This is a genomic window from Janthinobacterium saanense (assembly GCF_014200675.1).
Taxonomy (GTDB): domain Bacteria; phylum Pseudomonadota; class Gammaproteobacteria; order Burkholderiales; family Burkholderiaceae_D; genus Janthinobacterium.
Genome location: NZ_JACHCI010000004.1, coordinates 193,423 through 208,482, shown reverse-complemented (window position 1 = coordinate 208,482; position 15,060 = coordinate 193,423). Strand labels below are relative to the sequence as shown.

General features: G+C 62.0%; 16 protein-coding genes. 10 read left to right on the top strand and 6 right to left on the bottom strand.

The window, feature by feature from the left end; genetic code table 11:
• Window position 1: 1 nt before the first annotated feature.
• Window positions 2–586: a DinB family protein gene (locus tag HDE72_RS08100; RefSeq protein WP_183738706.1), complete on the top strand. Its 585-nt coding sequence runs from the start codon at window positions 2–4 to the stop codon at window positions 584–586.
• A gap of 1 nt (window position 587) precedes the next feature.
• Here HDE72_RS08100 and HDE72_RS08095 read toward each other — a convergent pair whose 3' ends face one another.
• Entirely contained in the window at window positions 588–980 is a 393-nt protein-coding gene (locus HDE72_RS08095) for a VOC family protein (RefSeq protein ID WP_183738704.1), read from the bottom strand.
• Window positions 981–1,062: 82 nt separating this feature from the next.
• Between HDE72_RS08095 and HDE72_RS08090 the strand changes: the two genes are divergently transcribed.
• The 5 genes from HDE72_RS08090 to HDE72_RS08070 all read left to right on the top strand — a co-directional run bounded on the left by HDE72_RS08090 (window position 1,063) and on the right by HDE72_RS08070 (window position 4,064).
• Window positions 1,063–1,602, top strand: a complete 540-nt coding sequence (locus HDE72_RS08090; protein WP_183738702.1) for a GNAT family N-acetyltransferase — start codon at window positions 1,063–1,065, stop codon at window positions 1,600–1,602.
• A 150-nt stretch (window positions 1,603–1,752) separates the two neighbouring features.
• A complete protein-coding gene (locus tag HDE72_RS08085) occupies window positions 1,753–2,004 on the top strand; it encodes a hypothetical protein (protein ID WP_183738699.1) in 252 nt (83 codons plus the stop codon).
• Complete coding sequence (locus HDE72_RS08080; protein WP_183738697.1) at window positions 2,001–2,267, top strand: hypothetical protein; 267 nt, start codon at window positions 2,001–2,003, stop codon at window positions 2,265–2,267. Before HDE72_RS08085 ends, HDE72_RS08080 begins: the two co-directional genes overlap by 4 nt.
• A 187-nt stretch (window positions 2,268–2,454) precedes the next feature.
• Window positions 2,455–3,141, top strand: coding sequence for a signal peptidase I (lepB, locus tag HDE72_RS08075; RefSeq protein ID WP_183738695.1), 687 nt, complete (start codon window positions 2,455–2,457; stop codon window positions 3,139–3,141).
• Between the two features lie 56 nt (window positions 3,142–3,197).
• Window positions 3,198–4,064: an NAD-dependent protein deacetylase gene (locus HDE72_RS08070; RefSeq protein ID WP_183738693.1), complete on the top strand. Its 867-nt coding sequence runs from the start codon at window positions 3,198–3,200 to the stop codon at window positions 4,062–4,064.
• A 233-nt stretch (window positions 4,065–4,297) separates the two neighbouring features.
• Here the strand turns inward: HDE72_RS08070 and HDE72_RS08065 are convergent, their stop codons facing one another.
• Complete coding sequence (locus tag HDE72_RS08065; protein WP_183738692.1) at window positions 4,298–5,356, bottom strand: aldo/keto reductase; 1,059 nt, start codon at window positions 5,354–5,356, stop codon at window positions 4,298–4,300.
• A gap of 148 nt (window positions 5,357–5,504) precedes the next feature.
• Here HDE72_RS08065 and fghA point away from each other — a divergent pair, with 148 nt between their 5' ends.
• Entirely contained in the window at window positions 5,505–6,365 is an 861-nt protein-coding gene (fghA, locus tag HDE72_RS08060) for an S-formylglutathione hydrolase (RefSeq protein ID WP_311735222.1), read from the top strand.
• Window positions 6,366–6,376: 11 nt separating this feature from the next.
• On the opposite strand, the gene HDE72_RS08055 is transcribed toward fghA, so the two are convergent.
• The 4 genes from HDE72_RS08055 to HDE72_RS08040 form a co-directional block, all read right to left on the bottom strand.
• Entirely contained in the window at window positions 6,377–7,048 is a 672-nt protein-coding gene (locus tag HDE72_RS08055; protein ID WP_183738690.1) for an alpha/beta hydrolase, read from the bottom strand.
• Window positions 7,049–7,188: 140 nt separating this feature from the next.
• The gene (locus HDE72_RS08050; RefSeq protein WP_183738688.1) at window positions 7,189–9,465 is read right to left on the bottom strand and encodes a xanthine dehydrogenase family protein molybdopterin-binding subunit; all 2,277 of its coding nucleotides are present in this window, start codon (window positions 9,463–9,465) and stop codon (window positions 7,189–7,191) included.
• Complete coding sequence (locus HDE72_RS08045) at window positions 9,458–9,931, bottom strand: (2Fe-2S)-binding protein (RefSeq protein ID WP_183738686.1); 474 nt, start codon at window positions 9,929–9,931, stop codon at window positions 9,458–9,460. The genes HDE72_RS08050 and HDE72_RS08045 overlap by 8 nt, the downstream gene beginning before the upstream one ends.
• Window positions 9,932–11,230: a cytochrome c gene (locus HDE72_RS08040; RefSeq protein WP_183738684.1), complete on the bottom strand. Its 1,299-nt coding sequence runs from the start codon at window positions 11,228–11,230 to the stop codon at window positions 9,932–9,934.
• A gap of 208 nt (window positions 11,231–11,438) precedes the next feature.
• Here HDE72_RS08040 and HDE72_RS08035 point away from each other — a divergent pair, with 208 nt between their 5' ends.
• The 3 genes from HDE72_RS08035 (at window position 11,439) to dgcN (ending at window position 15,052) form a co-directional block, all read left to right on the top strand.
• Window positions 11,439–13,103: a Na+/H+ antiporter gene (locus tag HDE72_RS08035; RefSeq protein WP_183738682.1), complete on the top strand. Its 1,665-nt coding sequence runs from the start codon at window positions 11,439–11,441 to the stop codon at window positions 13,101–13,103.
• 114 nt (window positions 13,104–13,217) lie between these two features.
• A complete protein-coding gene (gene yfiR, locus HDE72_RS08030; RefSeq protein WP_311735221.1) occupies window positions 13,218–13,796 on the top strand; it encodes a regulatory sequestration protein YfiR in 579 nt (192 codons plus the stop codon).
• Window positions 13,793–15,052 carry a diguanylate cyclase DgcN/YfiN gene (dgcN, locus tag HDE72_RS08025; protein ID WP_183738680.1) on the top strand — a complete coding sequence of 420 codons (1,260 nt, stop codon included), beginning with the start codon at window positions 13,793–13,795 and terminating at the stop codon, window positions 15,050–15,052. The genes yfiR and dgcN overlap by 4 nt, the downstream gene beginning before the upstream one ends.
• Window positions 15,053–15,060 lie beyond the last annotated feature (8 nt).

The following is a 15,060-nucleotide window of genomic DNA, read 5'->3' as shown; positions in this document are numbered from 1 at the left end:
CATGAACAACGCGCTAGCCCGCCATGTCGCCAGCCAGGCTTATAACAATGCCTGGGCCAACCACCGTTTGCTGAAAGCGTGCGGCCTGTTGACCCAGGCCGAATTCCAGGCCACGCGCACGAGCTTTTTTCCCACCATCCAGTTCACCCTGAACCATATCCTGACCTGCGACTGGTTTTATCTCGATGCTCTCGAGCGCGAATTGCGCGGCCAGGCGCCACATCCCGACTGTTATGTATTCTTTGAAAAGGATGAACCGTTCGACGATTGCGCCTCGCTGCACGCGGCGCAGCGCGCGTCCGATGAACGCCTGCTCGCCCATTGCCGCAGCTTGTGCGATGCGGACCTTGCGCGGCCCGTGACGATTTTGCGCGACAGGCCGCAGATCGACACCCGCCTGCGCCTGCTGGCGCATCTGTTCCAGCACCAGATCCATCACCGTGGGCAAGTGCACGCCATGCTGGCCGGCACCCGCGTGGAAGCGCCGCAGCTCGATGAATTTTTCTGTGCCGGCGAAGCCGATGAGCGGGCACAGGATTTTCTTGAACTGGGTTGGACCGAATCCCAGGTCTGGCGACAGGGCTGAACTATTCTGCGCGATGGCAGCAGACGCACAGTTTGTTGCCATCCAGATCGCGGAAATACGCGCCATAGTAATCAGGATGGTAATGCGGCCGCAGGCCGGGCGGACCTTCACAGACGGCGCCTTGCGCCAGCACGGCTGCGTGGCATCGGTCCACTTGCGCGCGGCTACCCGCCAGGAAGGCGATCATTTGTCCATTGCCTGGCACTGCCGGCAAGCCGTCATAGGGGGCGCTCAATACGAACAGTGGCCGCGGCGCATCCTTCGCCATCCAGCCTGCAACAGACTGAGCTGGGTGCTGAAATTTTTCGGTCAGATCCAGTTCGTGCATCAGTGCCGTGTAAAGCGGATAAGCGCGGGGGAAATCGTTGGTGCCGATAAAAACATGGGACAGCATGGGTTTCCTTCATGAAGGGAGTCAGTGCGCTGCAAAATGCGCTGCCTGATTATAATGGCGCAACTCTTTTTTACGAGCACCCATGTCAGATTTCAACCACCTCCAACTGCACCCGCTCGCCGGCGCCGACCTACACGAATTGCTGGCCTTCGAGCTTGAAAACCGTGCTTATTTTGAAACCTGGGTTGCCGCCCGCGCGCCCTCGTATTACAGCCTGGAGACCATAGACGCCGTCATCGAACAGGCCCAGCGCGAACGCCAGCAAGATATCTCGCACCAATACCTGGCCAAGCTGGACGGGCAGATCGTCGGACGCATCAATCTGACCGCCGTCACGCGCCCGTATTTCAACAAGGCGCAGCTGGGCTACCGCGTGGGTGAAAAATTCGGCGGACGCGGCTACGCCACGCGCATCGTGGCATTGCTGCTGGAAGAAGCATTCGGCAAGCTGGACCTGTGGCGACTGGAAACGACGATACAGCCGCAAAACCTGGGCTCGATCGCCGTCATGCAGCGCAATGGTTTCAATCAATATGGCAGGGCAGAAAAAGCCATGCTTTTCCAGCAGGAATGGTCGGACTTGCTGTACTTTGAACGGCGCAATGAAAAGCTCGACATCTAGGCAAACCAAGGATTTCCTGACTTAAATTCTCTTTTTGCAGCAGGGCGCGCGACTTTATGCCAGCGCAAGGCAGGACAAGATTGGACTGATAACGTCAAGCTTAGTGAGTTCTCAAAGTTTTTGAATCTTTTATAGCTTGCAGAGTCCAACATGAAACTGCGCAACCGCCTGTTTGAACAGGTGCTGCTGATGCTTGCGTTGGCAATGGTGATTTTTGCCGCCGCCATCATGCTGGCATGGATGACGCAATGGGTGGAAGTGCACGACTTGCCTGCTTACCTGTCACATGGCATGCATCTGATCGGCATGGTGCTGTTCTTTCTCGATGGCTGCTTCGTCATCGCTGCCAGCAGCATCCTTGCCGCCCGGCTGTACCGTATGTTGACCAAGGAGGACTTATGAATACATATATGAATGAGCTGCAGCAGCTATACACCCTCAAGCATCCCCGGCGTTTCTGGTGGGGTTTGCTCACCGTCGCCATCGTCTCGGCAATACTGCTGGGGCCGTGGCTCGCCGATACGCCATGGCTGGTCGCCATTCCCCTGGTCGCAGGCGGTTTGCTGGTCGCGCTGGGCGAACTGTGGGAAGAACTGGGCGGCAAGCAAGTATCCAAAGGAACACGCAAGAAAGACGACACACAGTCGCCTTGCCGGCGCCAGTAAAAGCGGCAGGGGCTGACGCTGACATGCAACACATGCCTGTCCTTCAGCATCCCTGTGCTACCTTTAAGATGCCTATTTAAGACAGTCTTCAGTCTCACCCTGCATCGTAGCTATTGCGCGAGTAATAAGACGAGTAACACGACGCGCATTCCCAACGATCACGGGCACAGGCCCAGAGTGAGACACGATGAAACCATGGATGCGGGCCAACAAAGGCTTTTTGATGTTTTTGCTGCTGTTCGGCGTATTCCGCACGGCCGTAGCTGACTGGAATCCCATCCCCTCCGGCTCCATGCGGCCCAACTTGCTGGAAGGCGACGTGGTGTTCGTCAACCGCCTCGCTTTCAACTTGAAAGTACCGCTGACCAATATCGTGCTGCAGCGCCTGGGCGAACCGGAACGGGGCGATATCGTCACCTTTTTCTCGCCCAAGGATGGCACGCGGCTGATCAAGCGCGTCATTGCCCTGCCCGGCGATACCTTGCAAATGCGCGATGAACATTTGACCATCAATGGCCGCCCGGCCCAGTACACCATGCTCGATAGCGTGCCGGAAACCGTCGACCATGTAGGCCAATTGACGGCCCAGCACATCAGTGAAAGCAATACCGGCAACAACGGCAACGACGGCCATGCGCATCGCATCCAGGTACTGGCGCAACTGCCGGCACTACGCAGCTTTGGCCCCGTCACCGTGCCTGCCGATCATTATCTGATGCTGGGCGATAACCGCGACAACAGCGCCGATTCGCGCTACTTCGGTTTCGTGCCCCGCGAACTGCTGATCGGCAAGGCCGAGCGCATCCTCGTCTCGGCCAATATCCAGGATCACTGGCAGCCGCGCTTGCAGCGCTTTGGCATGAAACTGGAATAAAGCCGCAGGCAACCCCAGCAAACGCCAGCGCCATGCTTCGGTTAGTATGGCGCATCATGCAAATTTTTTCCTTTTCCAGCCTACAACCCGACAAGGAACGACGGGCGGTCGAACAGCTGGCGCAATTCCTGCTACGCCATCCGGACGTGCTGCTGCTGACGGGGGCCGGCATCAGCACGGCGTCCGGCATACCCGATTATCGCGACGCGGATGGCGTGCGGCGAGGAAATGCCCCCGTCCAGGGACCCGAATTTCGCCGCCAGGAAGCCGTGCGCCGCCGCTACTGGGCGCGCAGCATGGTCGGCTGGCCATTGCTGTCGCGCGCCACGCCGAATGCGGGCCACCTGGCCATTGCCCAACTGGCGCAACAAGGCCACGTCGGTGGCTTGATTACGCAAAACGTGGATGGCTTGCACCAGCAAGCGGGCAGCGATGACGTGACGGAATTGCACGGCAGCATACATGGCGTGGTCTGCCTGGCTTGCCATGCCGCTTATACGCGCCGCTTCATCCAGGATATGCTGGAGCAAAACAATCCACAGATGGCGGGCGCCATCGCCACGCCAGCGCCCGATGGCGACGCCCTGCTGGAGCCTTCGCAACTGGCCTCCTTTCATGTTCCGCACTGCCCGCAATGCGGCGGCGTACTCAAACCCGACGTGGTGTTTTTCGGCGATGGCGTAACGCTCGAGTGTGCAGCCGAAGCACAGCGCAAGATGGAAGAAGCCAGCGCACTGCTGGTCATCGGTTCATCCGTAATGGTGTATTCCAGCTTTCGCCTGTGCCGGATGGCGGCAGAAACGGGCAAGCCCTTGGCCGCCATCAACCTGGGCAAGACACGCGCCGATCATTTGCTGGCGTTCAAGACTGAAGCCCCGGCGCAAGTCATCCTGCCTGCCGTGGTGGCATTGCTGAACACATGACAACGCTGCCGCGCAGGCCAGCCCTCGCCGTCACGACGATGGTACTGGTGCATGCGCTGGTGCTGTGGCAACTGGCGAGCCAGCGCAGTCTGCCATCGCCCGCGCCGCCCGCCCCAAATGCGATAACGATTACAAGCCACAAATAGGCAACCTCAAGTTCGAGGGCCTGGCGAAAATCCCTTTCCTGCTCAAGGGCGCTACCGGCGACAGCGGCTGCAAGTGGTGAGGATAAACTAGGCGACAGGAAGGAATGGCGCCCGCAACAAGGTGCCCTGCCCGCCCGTGATATTGCCCGTGCTATTGGCGATCGCCTCGAATGGCGCACCCAAGGCGATGGCGCTGGCGGTGTCCAGGCGCTGCAGTTGCTCTGGCGTCAAGCTCAGCGCCAAGGCACCCAGGGTGGCGTCGAGCTGGCTGCGCGTGCGCGAACCGAGGATGGGCACCAGCGCCGTCGATGAGCGCGCCGCCCTGGCCAGCAGCCAGGCGATGGCAATTTCACCGGGCGCAGCATCCAGCTCAGCGGCGATGGCCAGCACGGCATCGAGGATGGCCGTTTCGCGCGCGCTTTTCTCTGTATGCACCAGCACGCCGCCCAGGCCCGTCAGGCGGCCCTCCTTGCTGTCGCGGTACTTGCCGGTCAACAGCCCGCCACCCAATGGCGACCACAATGCCGCGCCCAGGCCCAGCGCCTCGGCCATGGGCAGCAATTCGCGGTCGGCGCTGCGCTCGACCAGGCTGTATTCGGTCTGGATGGCGATCAATGGCGCCCAGCCACGTAACTCGGCCAGCAGATCGGCGCGGGCGATGCGCCAGGCGGGAAAGTTCGACAAGCCTGCATACAGGATCTTGCCGGAACGCACCAGGTCATCGAAGGCGCGCACGATTTCATCGATGGGCGTGACGCCATCGCTGAAATGCGCCCAGTACAGGTCAATGCGGTCCGTCTTCAGCCGCTTCAGGCTCGCTTCCACAGACTGGATCATATTCTTGCGGCTATTGCCGGTGCGCGACAGGCCGCCATTGGGCGCACCACCGAGTGTGTATTTGCTGGCCAGCACGAAATGATCGCGCTCGGCGGCAATGAAATCGCCGACCAATTGCTCCGATTGGCCCACCTGATAGGTGTCGGCCGTGTCGATGAAATTACCGCCTGCCGCCACATAGCCGTCAAACACGGCTTTTGCCTCTGCGCGCTCGGAGCCATACCCCCAGCCCGTGCCGAAATTGCCCGTGCCCAAAGCCAGTTGCGAGACGCGCAAGCCCGTGCGGCGGCCGAATGTACTGTATTGCATGATTTATCTCCCGTGATTGAATAATTGATGATGATCATCATGTATCTAGCATACACGGAATTTTATATAAATGTCGATCATAATTTATTACATCCTCACGCTGTGCAATGCCACTCTGGCTATACTGTGGGATTGACAAGGAGAATTCATGCTGGAACTGTTGAGTGAGCACGCCTGTTTTGGCGGCGTACAACGTTTTTACCGCCACGACGCACACGCCATCGGCTTGCCGATGCGTTTTTCCGTGTTTATTCCGGCTGGCGCGCAAGCAGCCTCGGCCGATAAGCAACACCCCGCCCTGTTTTACCTGGCCGGCCTGACCTGCACCGAAGAAACGTTCATGATCAAGGGCGGCGCCCAGCGCGTGGCGGCCGAAGAAGGCTTGATGTTGATCGCGCCCGACACCAGCCCCCGGGGCGCCAATATCGCGGGCGAAAGCGAGTCCTGGGATTTCGGCGTGGGCGCCGGCTTTTATGTCGATGCTACCGAAGCGCCATGGAGCAGCCACTACCGCATGTATAGCTACCTGCTGGAATTGCGCGCCCTGCTGGTGCAGGAACTGGGCATCGATCCCCAGCGCACCGGTATTTTTGGCCACTCCATGGGCGGCCATGGCGCGCTGGTGCTGGCCCTGCGCAATCCAGAGCTGTTCCGTTCCGTATCGGCCTTCGCACCGATCGCCGCGCCATCGCTGTGCCCATGGGGCAAGAAAGCATTCACGGGTTATCTGGGCGGCGATACAAGCAGCTGGGCAAGCTACGACGCCAGCGCACTGATACGCAGCCAGCAAGGCCGGCCAGCGTTGTTTCCCCAAGGCATATTGATCGACCAGGGCCTGGCCGACAAATTCTTGCCTGAACAACTATTGCCCGAGGTGTTCGAAGCGGCCTGCCAAGACGCCGGCCAGCCCTTGCAACTGCGCCGCCATGCCGGCTATGACCATGGCTATTACTTTATCGCCAGCTTCATGGAAGAGCATGTGCGCTTCCATGCCCGCAATCTGCGCTAACCCTTGTAAAACTACTGCACCGTACTGGCATGTCCATTGAAATGATGGGTGTACCAGTCGGTGGCCAGCAAGGCGGCCTGGTGGCGGGCGTCCAGGCCGCCCGGTGCGGCGATCTGTTCAAGCTGTTTATCGCAATGCAAGGTGGCAAAGGCCATGCGGTTCAGGCCCAGCACATCCGGGTCGTGGCCGCCCACCATCAGCAGCGAGGGCACGCGCACATTTTCCAGCGTGGTCTTGCCCGCCATGCCCATCTGCCCATCGCAAACGGCCAGCGCAGCGACCTGGTTGCCGCTCCATGCCGCCAGTTGCATCACCACGGCCGCGCTGACGCCATCGCCATACAAGCCGCAAGGCAAGTGCCGCGTGGAAACGTCCACCTGCAGCCAGCGCAAGGCTTTTTCCAGCTGGCGCGCCAGCAAGACGATGTCGCTATGCACAAAGTAGGCATGGCCGTTGCTGCCGCCGGCAGGCGCAACATCGCCCTGGTCGAATCGCAGGGTCGCGATGCCGGCGCGCAAGAAGTCCTGGGAAGTGGCCTGAGTAGCGGCGTTCAGGTAATCGCCGCCGCCAGCCAGGCTGGATCCATGGGCAAACAGCACGATGCCGACCGCTCGTTCGGGTAAAACGAGGACGCCATCCAGTTGCAGTTCATCCGCCGTGATGCTGACAAATTGTTCTTGCATGTCTGCCTCCACAATCGCGCTGGTTAGGCCGAACCGGGCATGGCATTGATACGCTCAATGTTGTGCCAGGCGGCAGCCTTGAGTGTACCAGCCTGCGCCCGCTCGCGCATGGCATGCAACCAACTGTGTGGTCAAGCTGATCACACGGCGCCATGCCGGTCCAGCGCCTTCAAGACCGCTTCCGGCCGTATCGGCAAATGCCGCACGCGCGCCGCCACGGCCGCAAAGATGGCATTGCCGATGGCGGGCGCGACGACAGTGACGGGCGGTTCGCCCAGGCCCGTCGACGGGTAGCTGCTGCTGACAAATTCGATGTCCAGTTCCGGCACGTCGGCCATGCGCAAAGGCAAGTAAGAATTCAGATTGCTATCCTTCACTGCGCCGTTGACGAAAGCCGTGCCTTCATGGAGCGCCATGCTCAGGCCCAGCAGAGCGCCGCCCTCGGCTTGCGCCAGCGCGCCATCGGGATCAATAATCACACCGGCGTCTATCACCAGGGTCAGCTTTTCGACTTGCACCATGCACGTCTTGCGGTCCACCCTGAGCCTGGCCACGCACGCCGTCCAGGTCGGCATATCGCGCTGCTGGCCAGCCGTGGCGGCGATGCCCAGGCCCGTGTCGGCCGGCATGGCCGCACCCCAGCCAGCTTTTTCCGCCGCGCGCCGCAAGACGTGGGCCAGGCGCTCGGCGCCCCCCGCATTGCGCCCCGCCCCCTGCAATAGCGACAAGCGGAAATCGAGCGGATCGGCCTTGGCCGCCTGCGCCGCCTCGTCCATGAAACTTTCCACCGCCCAGCTGGTCCAGCCCGGCCCCGTGGCGCGCAGCCAGCCGGGGCGGAAACTGCTATTGGCCAGGTCGTTGGAAATGGTCCGCACGCGCTGCGCGCCCACCGTGTACCAGTGGTCGGCGCCAGCGATGGCGGACGGGTCATACGGATGGCCTTGCCTGTCCTTGGCCAGCCAGGCAGGATGCATGGCCTGCGCGGGCCAGCCGGCGCTGGCCTCGTGCTGCATGGCCGTCACCTTGCCCGCGCCATCGAAAGCCAAACGCAGATGCTGCAGCGAAGGCGAACGGGGCGAGTCAAAATGGCTATCGTCGGCACGCGTGCAAATCATCTTGACGGGCCGGCCCAGCGCCTGCGCCGCCAGCGCGGCCGGCACGCAATAATCGCCATTCAGGCGGCGCCCCAGATTGCCACCCAGCAGATAGGCGTGCAGAATGATCTGGCTTTCTGGTACTTTCAAGGCTTGCGCCAGCACCGGCAAGATCAGCGATGGCGCCTGGTTGCCGGCATGCACATGCCACACGCCATCGATGTGCTGCACCAGCGCATTGAGCGGTTCGAGCTCAAAATGCAGCACGGTGCTGGTGGTGTAATGGCGCTCCAGCGTCAGTGCCGCGCCCTTGAATGCTTGCTCCAGGCCATCGTCATCGACTACGCGCGCGCCCAGGCTGGCATCGTGGAGTTGCTTGCTAGCATAGGCAAGGATGTCCTGCTCCGACACATGCGCGGCCGCACCCGTGCGCCATTTCACTTGCACCAGTTCGGCCGCGCGGCTGGCCGCCGCATAGGAATCGGCATACACCATGACCCAGCCGGGTACGGTGTTGCTGGGGTCGTTCAAGGCTGCCGCCCCCAGATAACCGGTGATGTTACGGGCCGCCGTGTCGTCGATGGACACCACCCTGGCGCCGTGGCGCGTGGGGGGCATCTTTGGCCGCGCATACACCATGCCCTCGACTTGCACATCGATGCCGTAGATGGCCGAGCCATCCGTTTTCGCGGGGATGTCGAGCGCCTGCACGCCCTGGCCGATCAAAGTACGCTGCGGCGGCGTTTTCAGAGTGATTGCCTGTAATTGCGCGGGCGTGTAGTGGCGGGCCAGCTTGCCACGGCGCACGATTTCGCCAAAAGAAACAGAGCGGCCATGTCCATGCACCACGCCCTTTTTTGCGGTGCATGCCGCGACGGGTACACGCAAAAGCTTGGCGCCCTCCTCGATCAGGGCAATGCGGCCAGCCGCGCCAGCGCGGCTGAGCGGATCGAAATCTTGCCACACGGAACGGCTGCCGGCCGTCACCATCTGCCCCCACTGCGGATCGCTAGCGACATAATGCAGGCGCACTTTGTCCCAATCGGCGTCCAGCTCCTCGGCGATGATGCGCGCCAGCGCCGTGCCGATATGCTGGCCCACTTCTGCCCTGGCAATATTGACGGTGACGATGCCGTCGTGCTCAATATTGAACCAGATGCCGGGATCGAACGCAGGCACAGCCTCTTGCTTTGCTACGGCCGGCGCCAGCTTGCTATCGGCCAGGGAATGATCGGCACGCAAAAAGGCCAGCGTAAAACCGGTGCCGGCGGCAGCGATCAGGAAACCGCGCCGGTCCGGCGAGACAGGCGAGGAATCATGCATGGGGCGGCGCCTCCTGCATGTCGGCGGCGGCCAGCTTGATCGCCTTGCGGATGCGCACATAGGCCATGCAGCGGCACAGGTTGCCACTCATCACGGCGTCGATATTGGCATCGGTGGGTTGCGGATAATCGCGCAGCAAGGTGGCTGCCTGCATGATCTGGCCCGACTGGCAATAACCGCACTGGGGCGCTTGCGCGGCGATCCACGCTTGCTGCAAAGGATGTTTTCCATCTGCCGACAAGCCTTCGATGGTGGTGATGGCGCACGCTTCGACAGAAGCAATCGGCATGATGCACGAGCGCACGGCGCGCCCATCCACGTGCACGGTGCAGGCGCCGCACAGGCCGATGCCGCAGCCAAACTTGGTGCCGGTCAACTTGACGATATCGCGCAACACCCACAGCAAGGGCGTTTGCGGATCGGTATCGATGCTATGGGGCTGGCCATTGACGGTAATCTGATGCATCTAATCTTTTCCATTGAGTGACTTGGCGGCACGGGTGCGCGCCACGGCCGCTTCCAGCTCGGGCCAGGCCGGCTGATGGCTGCGGCTGCGGCGCAGATAAGCCGCCAGTTGGGCGATGTCGGCGTCTGACAACGCTTGCGCAAAACCCGGCATGAGTCCTGGCTTGCTCGAGCCGTGCAAGATCACCTGGATCAGATTGGCCGGATCGGGCAAGCTGACGGCGCTGTTCAAGCTCAGCTCAGGGCGCAGCACCACCGGCCGGCCATCGCTGTTCGAGTGGCACGCGGCGCAGGCCGCCACATACAGGCTGGCGCCCCGGTCATTGTCGACCAGGCTGACCTTTTGCGAGTGTGCGATTCCCTCTTTGACGACGGCCTCCACATCGACCTTGCGCCGGGCCGCACCGGCCACGTCGGCAAAATACACGGACAGTGCGCGCACGTCGCTGTCGGGTGCTTCTTTCAATCCCTGCACCACCTGGGCCATGGGCCCGGCCGCCACGCCGTGCAAGGCCGTGCTGCCCGTGCGCAAGAAGGCGTACAGCTCGTCTGCCGTCCATGGCAACGGCGCCGTGTTGGCGCTGCTCAAGGCCGGTGCATACCAATGATGCATGGGGCGGCCCAGGTAAGCGGAGCTGGCAATCTCGGCGCCCAGCGTATTGCGCGGCGTGTGGCAACTGGCGCAATGGGCCAGCCCTTCAGCCAGGTAGCGGCCCCGGTTCCAGTCCAGCCCCTGCGCGGGATTCGTCTGGAAGGCGGCAGGCTTGAAGTACAACAATTTCCAGCCTGCCTGCAAGGTCCGCAAGTTCAAGGGAAACGGCAAGCTGTTCGCGTGTGGCGCGGCGTACACGGGCGGGCGCGTCATGAAATAGGCGTACAAGGCCGTCAGGTCGGCTTCGTTGACGAGCGTAAAGTGTGTGTAGGGAAATACCGGGTACAAATGTTCGCCATCGCGGCGCACGCCTTCGCGCATGGCGCGCTGGAACGCGGCCAGCGACCAGCGGCCTATGCCGGTCTGCGTATCGGGCGTCAGATTGCTGGCGTAAATCGTGCCGAACGGCGTGGCCATGCCGCGCCCGCCCGCATAATCGGCGCCGCCTTGGGCCGTGTGGCAGGCGGCGCAATTGCCGATGCCGGCCAAGATCCGCCCCTGTTCGACCACCTGTGTTGAGAAAGCGTCTGCTGGCGGCGGCTTGCTGGGCGCCAGGGCGGGACGCCAGTAGCAGGCGGCCACGAGACCCGCAGCAACGAGGAGCAAGGCCAGCATCAGCAGCAGGCCGGTGACTATCTTCTTTATCAAACGACAATTCCATTCAAAACAGGCTGGCCGCGCGCGCTTGTGCGCCATGCGCGGCCTGGCGGTGGCATGCCCCAATCTTAACCGATTGCGACTTGTTGCATGTCCACAAAGACAAGTCTGCCGAGGCTGCCTGCATGGCAGGCGTTCACGGCTGGCGGGTCCGGCGCTTTATAATCATCTTTTTAGCAAGCCGGGTCCTCTCTTTCCCATGCACACCGTTACCATTATTCTCGTCCTGGTCCTGACCGTCGTTCTGTGCGGCTTCGTCGCCCGCACGCGCTGGGTCAGGCTGCCGCTGCCGCTGGTGCAAATCGCCGGCGGCACCGGATTGGCCCTGTTCGGCATGCAACTGCCGCTCGACCCTGAAATTTTCTTTTTGCTGTTCATTCCGCCGCTGCTGTTCCTCGATGGCTGGCGCATTCCCAAGGGCGCGTTTTTCAGCGATGCACGCTCGATCCTGATGCTGGCCATCGGCCTGGTGCTGTTTACCGTGCTGGGCATGGGCTTCTTCATCGACTGGCTGATCCCCAGCGTGCCGCTGGCGGTGGCCTTCGCGCTGGGCGCCATCCTCTCGCCGACCGACCCGGTAGCCGTCTCGGCGATTGCCGCCGGCAACCCGATCCCGCCGCGCCTGATGCATATCCTGGAAGGCGAATCCCTGCTCAATGACGCGTCCGGCCTGGTCTGCTTTACCTTTGCCGTGGCCGCCATGATGACGGGCGGCTTTTCCATCGGCGCCGCCTCGCTGAGCTTTTTGCGCGAAGCCGGTGGCGGCATCCTCATCGGCCTGGCCATTTCCTGGGGCGTGGGCCTGGCCAACAAATGGCTGGTCAGCAAGGTCGGCGAAGAGCCCGGCCTGCAAATCCTGATCAGTATTTTGATCCCCTTCGCCGCCTACCTGGGCGCCGAGCAAATCCATGGCTCGGGCATCCTGGCGGCCGCCACGGCAGGCGTTTCCATGCATTATGCCGATCTGATAGGCCGGCCACTGGCTGCCACGCGCACCCAGCGCAAGGCAGTCTGGGATACCGTGCAACTGCTCTTGAATGGTGTCATCTTCGTCATGCTGGGCGCCCAATTGCCTGCCAGCATAGGCAATCTGCAGGCGGCCTCGGCCGAAGTGGGCGCCGGCAGCGCCTGGAAACTGCCCTTGTACGTGGTGGCTATCACCGTGGGACTGACCTTCATGCGCTTTCTGTGGGTCTTCATTTCCATGAAACTGACCTTGTTCAAGCAAAACAAGAAAGACAGGCTGGCCGGCAATCAGCAAGGCAAGGACGGCAAGCAACTGGTACGCCCCAGCCTGCGTTTGCTGCTGGTGGCCTCGTTCGCGGGCGTGCGCGGCGCGCTGACCCTGGCCGGCATCTTGACCCTGCCCCTGTTCTTGCCCGATGGCACGCGCTTCCCTGCGCGCGACCTGGTCATTTTCCTGGCGATGGGCGTGATCCTGCTATCGCTGGTGCTGGCCAGCATCACCCTGCCCCTGCTGACCAAGGGCCTGGTGTTCGCGCCACCGGCCCGCCGTTCCAGCGAGGAACGCAATGCGCGCTCGGCCGCCGCCGAAGCGGCCATCGTGCGGCTGGAAAAAGTCTGTGCGGGTATCAGTACGGAAGGCAAGCAGCAAGTCGTCACGGAAGCGGCGAATCGATTGATCGAAGCCTACCGGCGCCGCCTCGCGTATGGCGAAAGCAGCAATGACGAAGCGGCCCGCATGCAGGAGCTGGCCAGGACGGAACGGGCGCTGCGCCTGGAAGCCTTGACGGCCGAGCGCGACGAACTGTTCCGCCGCCGCATCTCCGGTGAACTGGACGACGCCATCCATTTGCGCCTCTTGCGTGAAATCGATTTGCTGGAAGCGACGCTGGAAGAGTAAGTAGCCATGCAGGCCACAACGTTAATGTTTATAATGATGCAAGCTCTACGACGAAATTAATTTCTTTTCATCCTAATTGCTTGCAGTCTGAGCTACTTACAGATAAACATCGCCGTGCCTTCCCTCTTCCGCCCCTGGCGCCGCTTGCCGCTATTGCTCGGCAGCCTGTTGCTGGCCTGTGCCAGCACGGGCACAGCGTGGGCGCAAGGCGCAGCGCAAGGAACAAGCGCCCCTGCCAGCGCCGAAGCGAGACGCCCGGCTGATGTTGCCCAAATACTATTCGGCATTATCAGCTATGTGCGCTGGCCCCTGGCGCGGCCGGAAGTGCGCGTCTGCATGGTAGGCACCATGCGCCAGGAGAATGCCATTATCGATACACCTGCATCCGGCATGGGGCAGCGCATCCGCATCAAGATCCAGACCGCCGTCGGCGCCGCTACCGAATGCGATGTCGTCTATATCGGCAGCTTGCCCGACGTTGAACGTGAGCAATTGCTGGCACAAATCATCGGCAAACCCATCCTGTCGGTCAGCGAACCGGGGACGGCCTGCCTGGTCGGCACCATGTTTTGCCTGCGCCTGGTGGAAACGCAGCTGGGCTTTGACGTCAACCTGGACGCCATCGCCCGCAGCGGCTTGCGCGTGCATCCGAACGCGCTGCAGATCGCCCGCCGCAAGGGGCCTGCGCCATGACGGCCGTCAAACACAAGAAAGCCCGGCCCACGCTAGACAGCGTGCTGCGCCGCGCCCATCTGAGCGTCTCGCTGATCGCCGTGCTGGCCGCCGGCCTGACCCTGACCGCCGTGGCGCTGCTGGCCCTGCGCGTGTATTCGGACCAGAATTTGCGCCTGGTGGCGCGCTCGATGAGCTATACGGTGGAAGCGGCCGTGGTGTTTGGCGATCCCATCGCCGCCAAGGAAGCGCTGGCCCTGATCGGCGTCAATGAAGACATCGACCAGGCCTGGGTCAAGGATAAGGAAGGCAAGATCCTGGCGCGCTGGGAACGGGGCGAACATGGCACGCGCTACTACATCGAACGGGCGCTGACGGGCTGGATGCTGCCCAAATCGCTGGCGTTTCCCATCACACACGACGAACAGGAGATCGGCAGCATCGAACTGGTGCCGCACAGCCGCAGCCTGCTGCCCTTCCTGCTTACCGGCCTGTCCTGCCTGCTGGGCTGCCTGGCGCTGAGCCTGGCCGTGGCCGTGCGCCTGTCGCGCCGCATGGAAATCGACATCACGGCGCCGCTGCGCAACCTGGCCGAGACAGCCCACCGCGTGCGGCGCGACCGCTCGTTTGAGTTGCGCGTGCCCAGCGCCAATATTGCCGAACTCAACCAGATCAACGACGACTTTAACGCCCTGCTCGACGAGCTGGAGGCATGGCAAAGCCATCTGCAAAAAGAAAACGCCTCGCTGTCGCACAAGGCTAATCACGACAGCCTGACAGGCTTGTCCAACCGTTCCTTCATGGAAGCCGAACTCGATCGTGCCATCAGCGAGGCGCGCATCAGCAATGGCAAGGTGGCCATGCTGTTTCTCGACAGCGACCGCTTCAAGTACATCAATGATACCTATGGCCATGCTGCCGGCGACAGAGTGCTCGTGACCATCGCTGCGCGCATCAAGCAGCAGTTGCGTGAAGGCGACCTGGTGGCGCGGCTGGGCGGCGATGAATTCGCCATCCTGCTCAAACCCCTGCGCCACAGCAGCGACGCCATGCACATCGCCGACAACATCATCGCCGTGATGTCGCAAGCGATCGACCTGCCAACGGGCAACAGCATCGTTACCTCGCTGACCATCGGCGTGGCCGTCTTCCCTGACCACGCCGTCGATTCGGCCTCGCTGGTGGGCGCGGCCGATGAAGCGATGTACAGGGCCAAGCAAACACAGCGCGGCACGCGCGAAGTGGCCCGCCTTCCTTACAACCATATTCAACCCTGACCGCAAGG

Bases quoted from the DNA above. Each gene is read 5' to 3' on its own strand.
- HDE72_RS08100 (WP_183738706.1), top strand. From the start codon at position 2: ATGAACAACGCGCTAGCCCGCCATGTCGCCAGCCAGGCTTATAACAAT.
- HDE72_RS08095 (WP_183738704.1), bottom strand. From the start codon at position 980: ATGCTGTCCCATGTTTTTATCGGCACCAACGATTTCCCCCGCGCTTAT.
- HDE72_RS08090 (WP_183738702.1), top strand. From the start codon at position 1,063: ATGTCAGATTTCAACCACCTCCAACTGCACCCGCTCGCCGGCGCCGAC.
- HDE72_RS08085 (WP_183738699.1), top strand. From the start codon at position 1,753: ATGAAACTGCGCAACCGCCTGTTTGAACAGGTGCTGCTGATGCTTGCG.
- HDE72_RS08080 (WP_183738697.1), top strand. From the start codon at position 2,001: ATGAATACATATATGAATGAGCTGCAGCAGCTATACACCCTCAAGCAT.
- lepB (WP_183738695.1), top strand. From the start codon at position 2,455: ATGAAACCATGGATGCGGGCCAACAAAGGCTTTTTGATGTTTTTGCTG.
- HDE72_RS08070 (WP_183738693.1), top strand. From the start codon at position 3,198: ATGCAAATTTTTTCCTTTTCCAGCCTACAACCCGACAAGGAACGACGG.
- HDE72_RS08065 (WP_183738692.1), bottom strand. From the start codon at position 5,356: ATGCAATACAGTACATTCGGCCGCCGCACGGGCTTGCGCGTCTCGCAA.
- fghA (WP_311735222.1), top strand. From the start codon at position 5,505: ATGCTGGAACTGTTGAGTGAGCACGCCTGTTTTGGCGGCGTACAACGT.
- HDE72_RS08055 (WP_183738690.1), bottom strand. From the start codon at position 7,048: ATGCAAGAACAATTTGTCAGCATCACGGCGGATGAACTGCAACTGGAT.
- HDE72_RS08050 (WP_183738688.1), bottom strand. From the start codon at position 9,465: ATGCATGATTCCTCGCCTGTCTCGCCGGACCGGCGCGGTTTCCTGATC.
- HDE72_RS08045 (WP_183738686.1), bottom strand. From the start codon at position 9,931: ATGCATCAGATTACCGTCAATGGCCAGCCCCATAGCATCGATACCGAT.
- HDE72_RS08035 (WP_183738682.1), top strand. From the start codon at position 11,439: ATGCACACCGTTACCATTATTCTCGTCCTGGTCCTGACCGTCGTTCTG.
- dgcN (WP_183738680.1), top strand. From the start codon at position 13,793: ATGACGGCCGTCAAACACAAGAAAGCCCGGCCCACGCTAGACAGCGTG.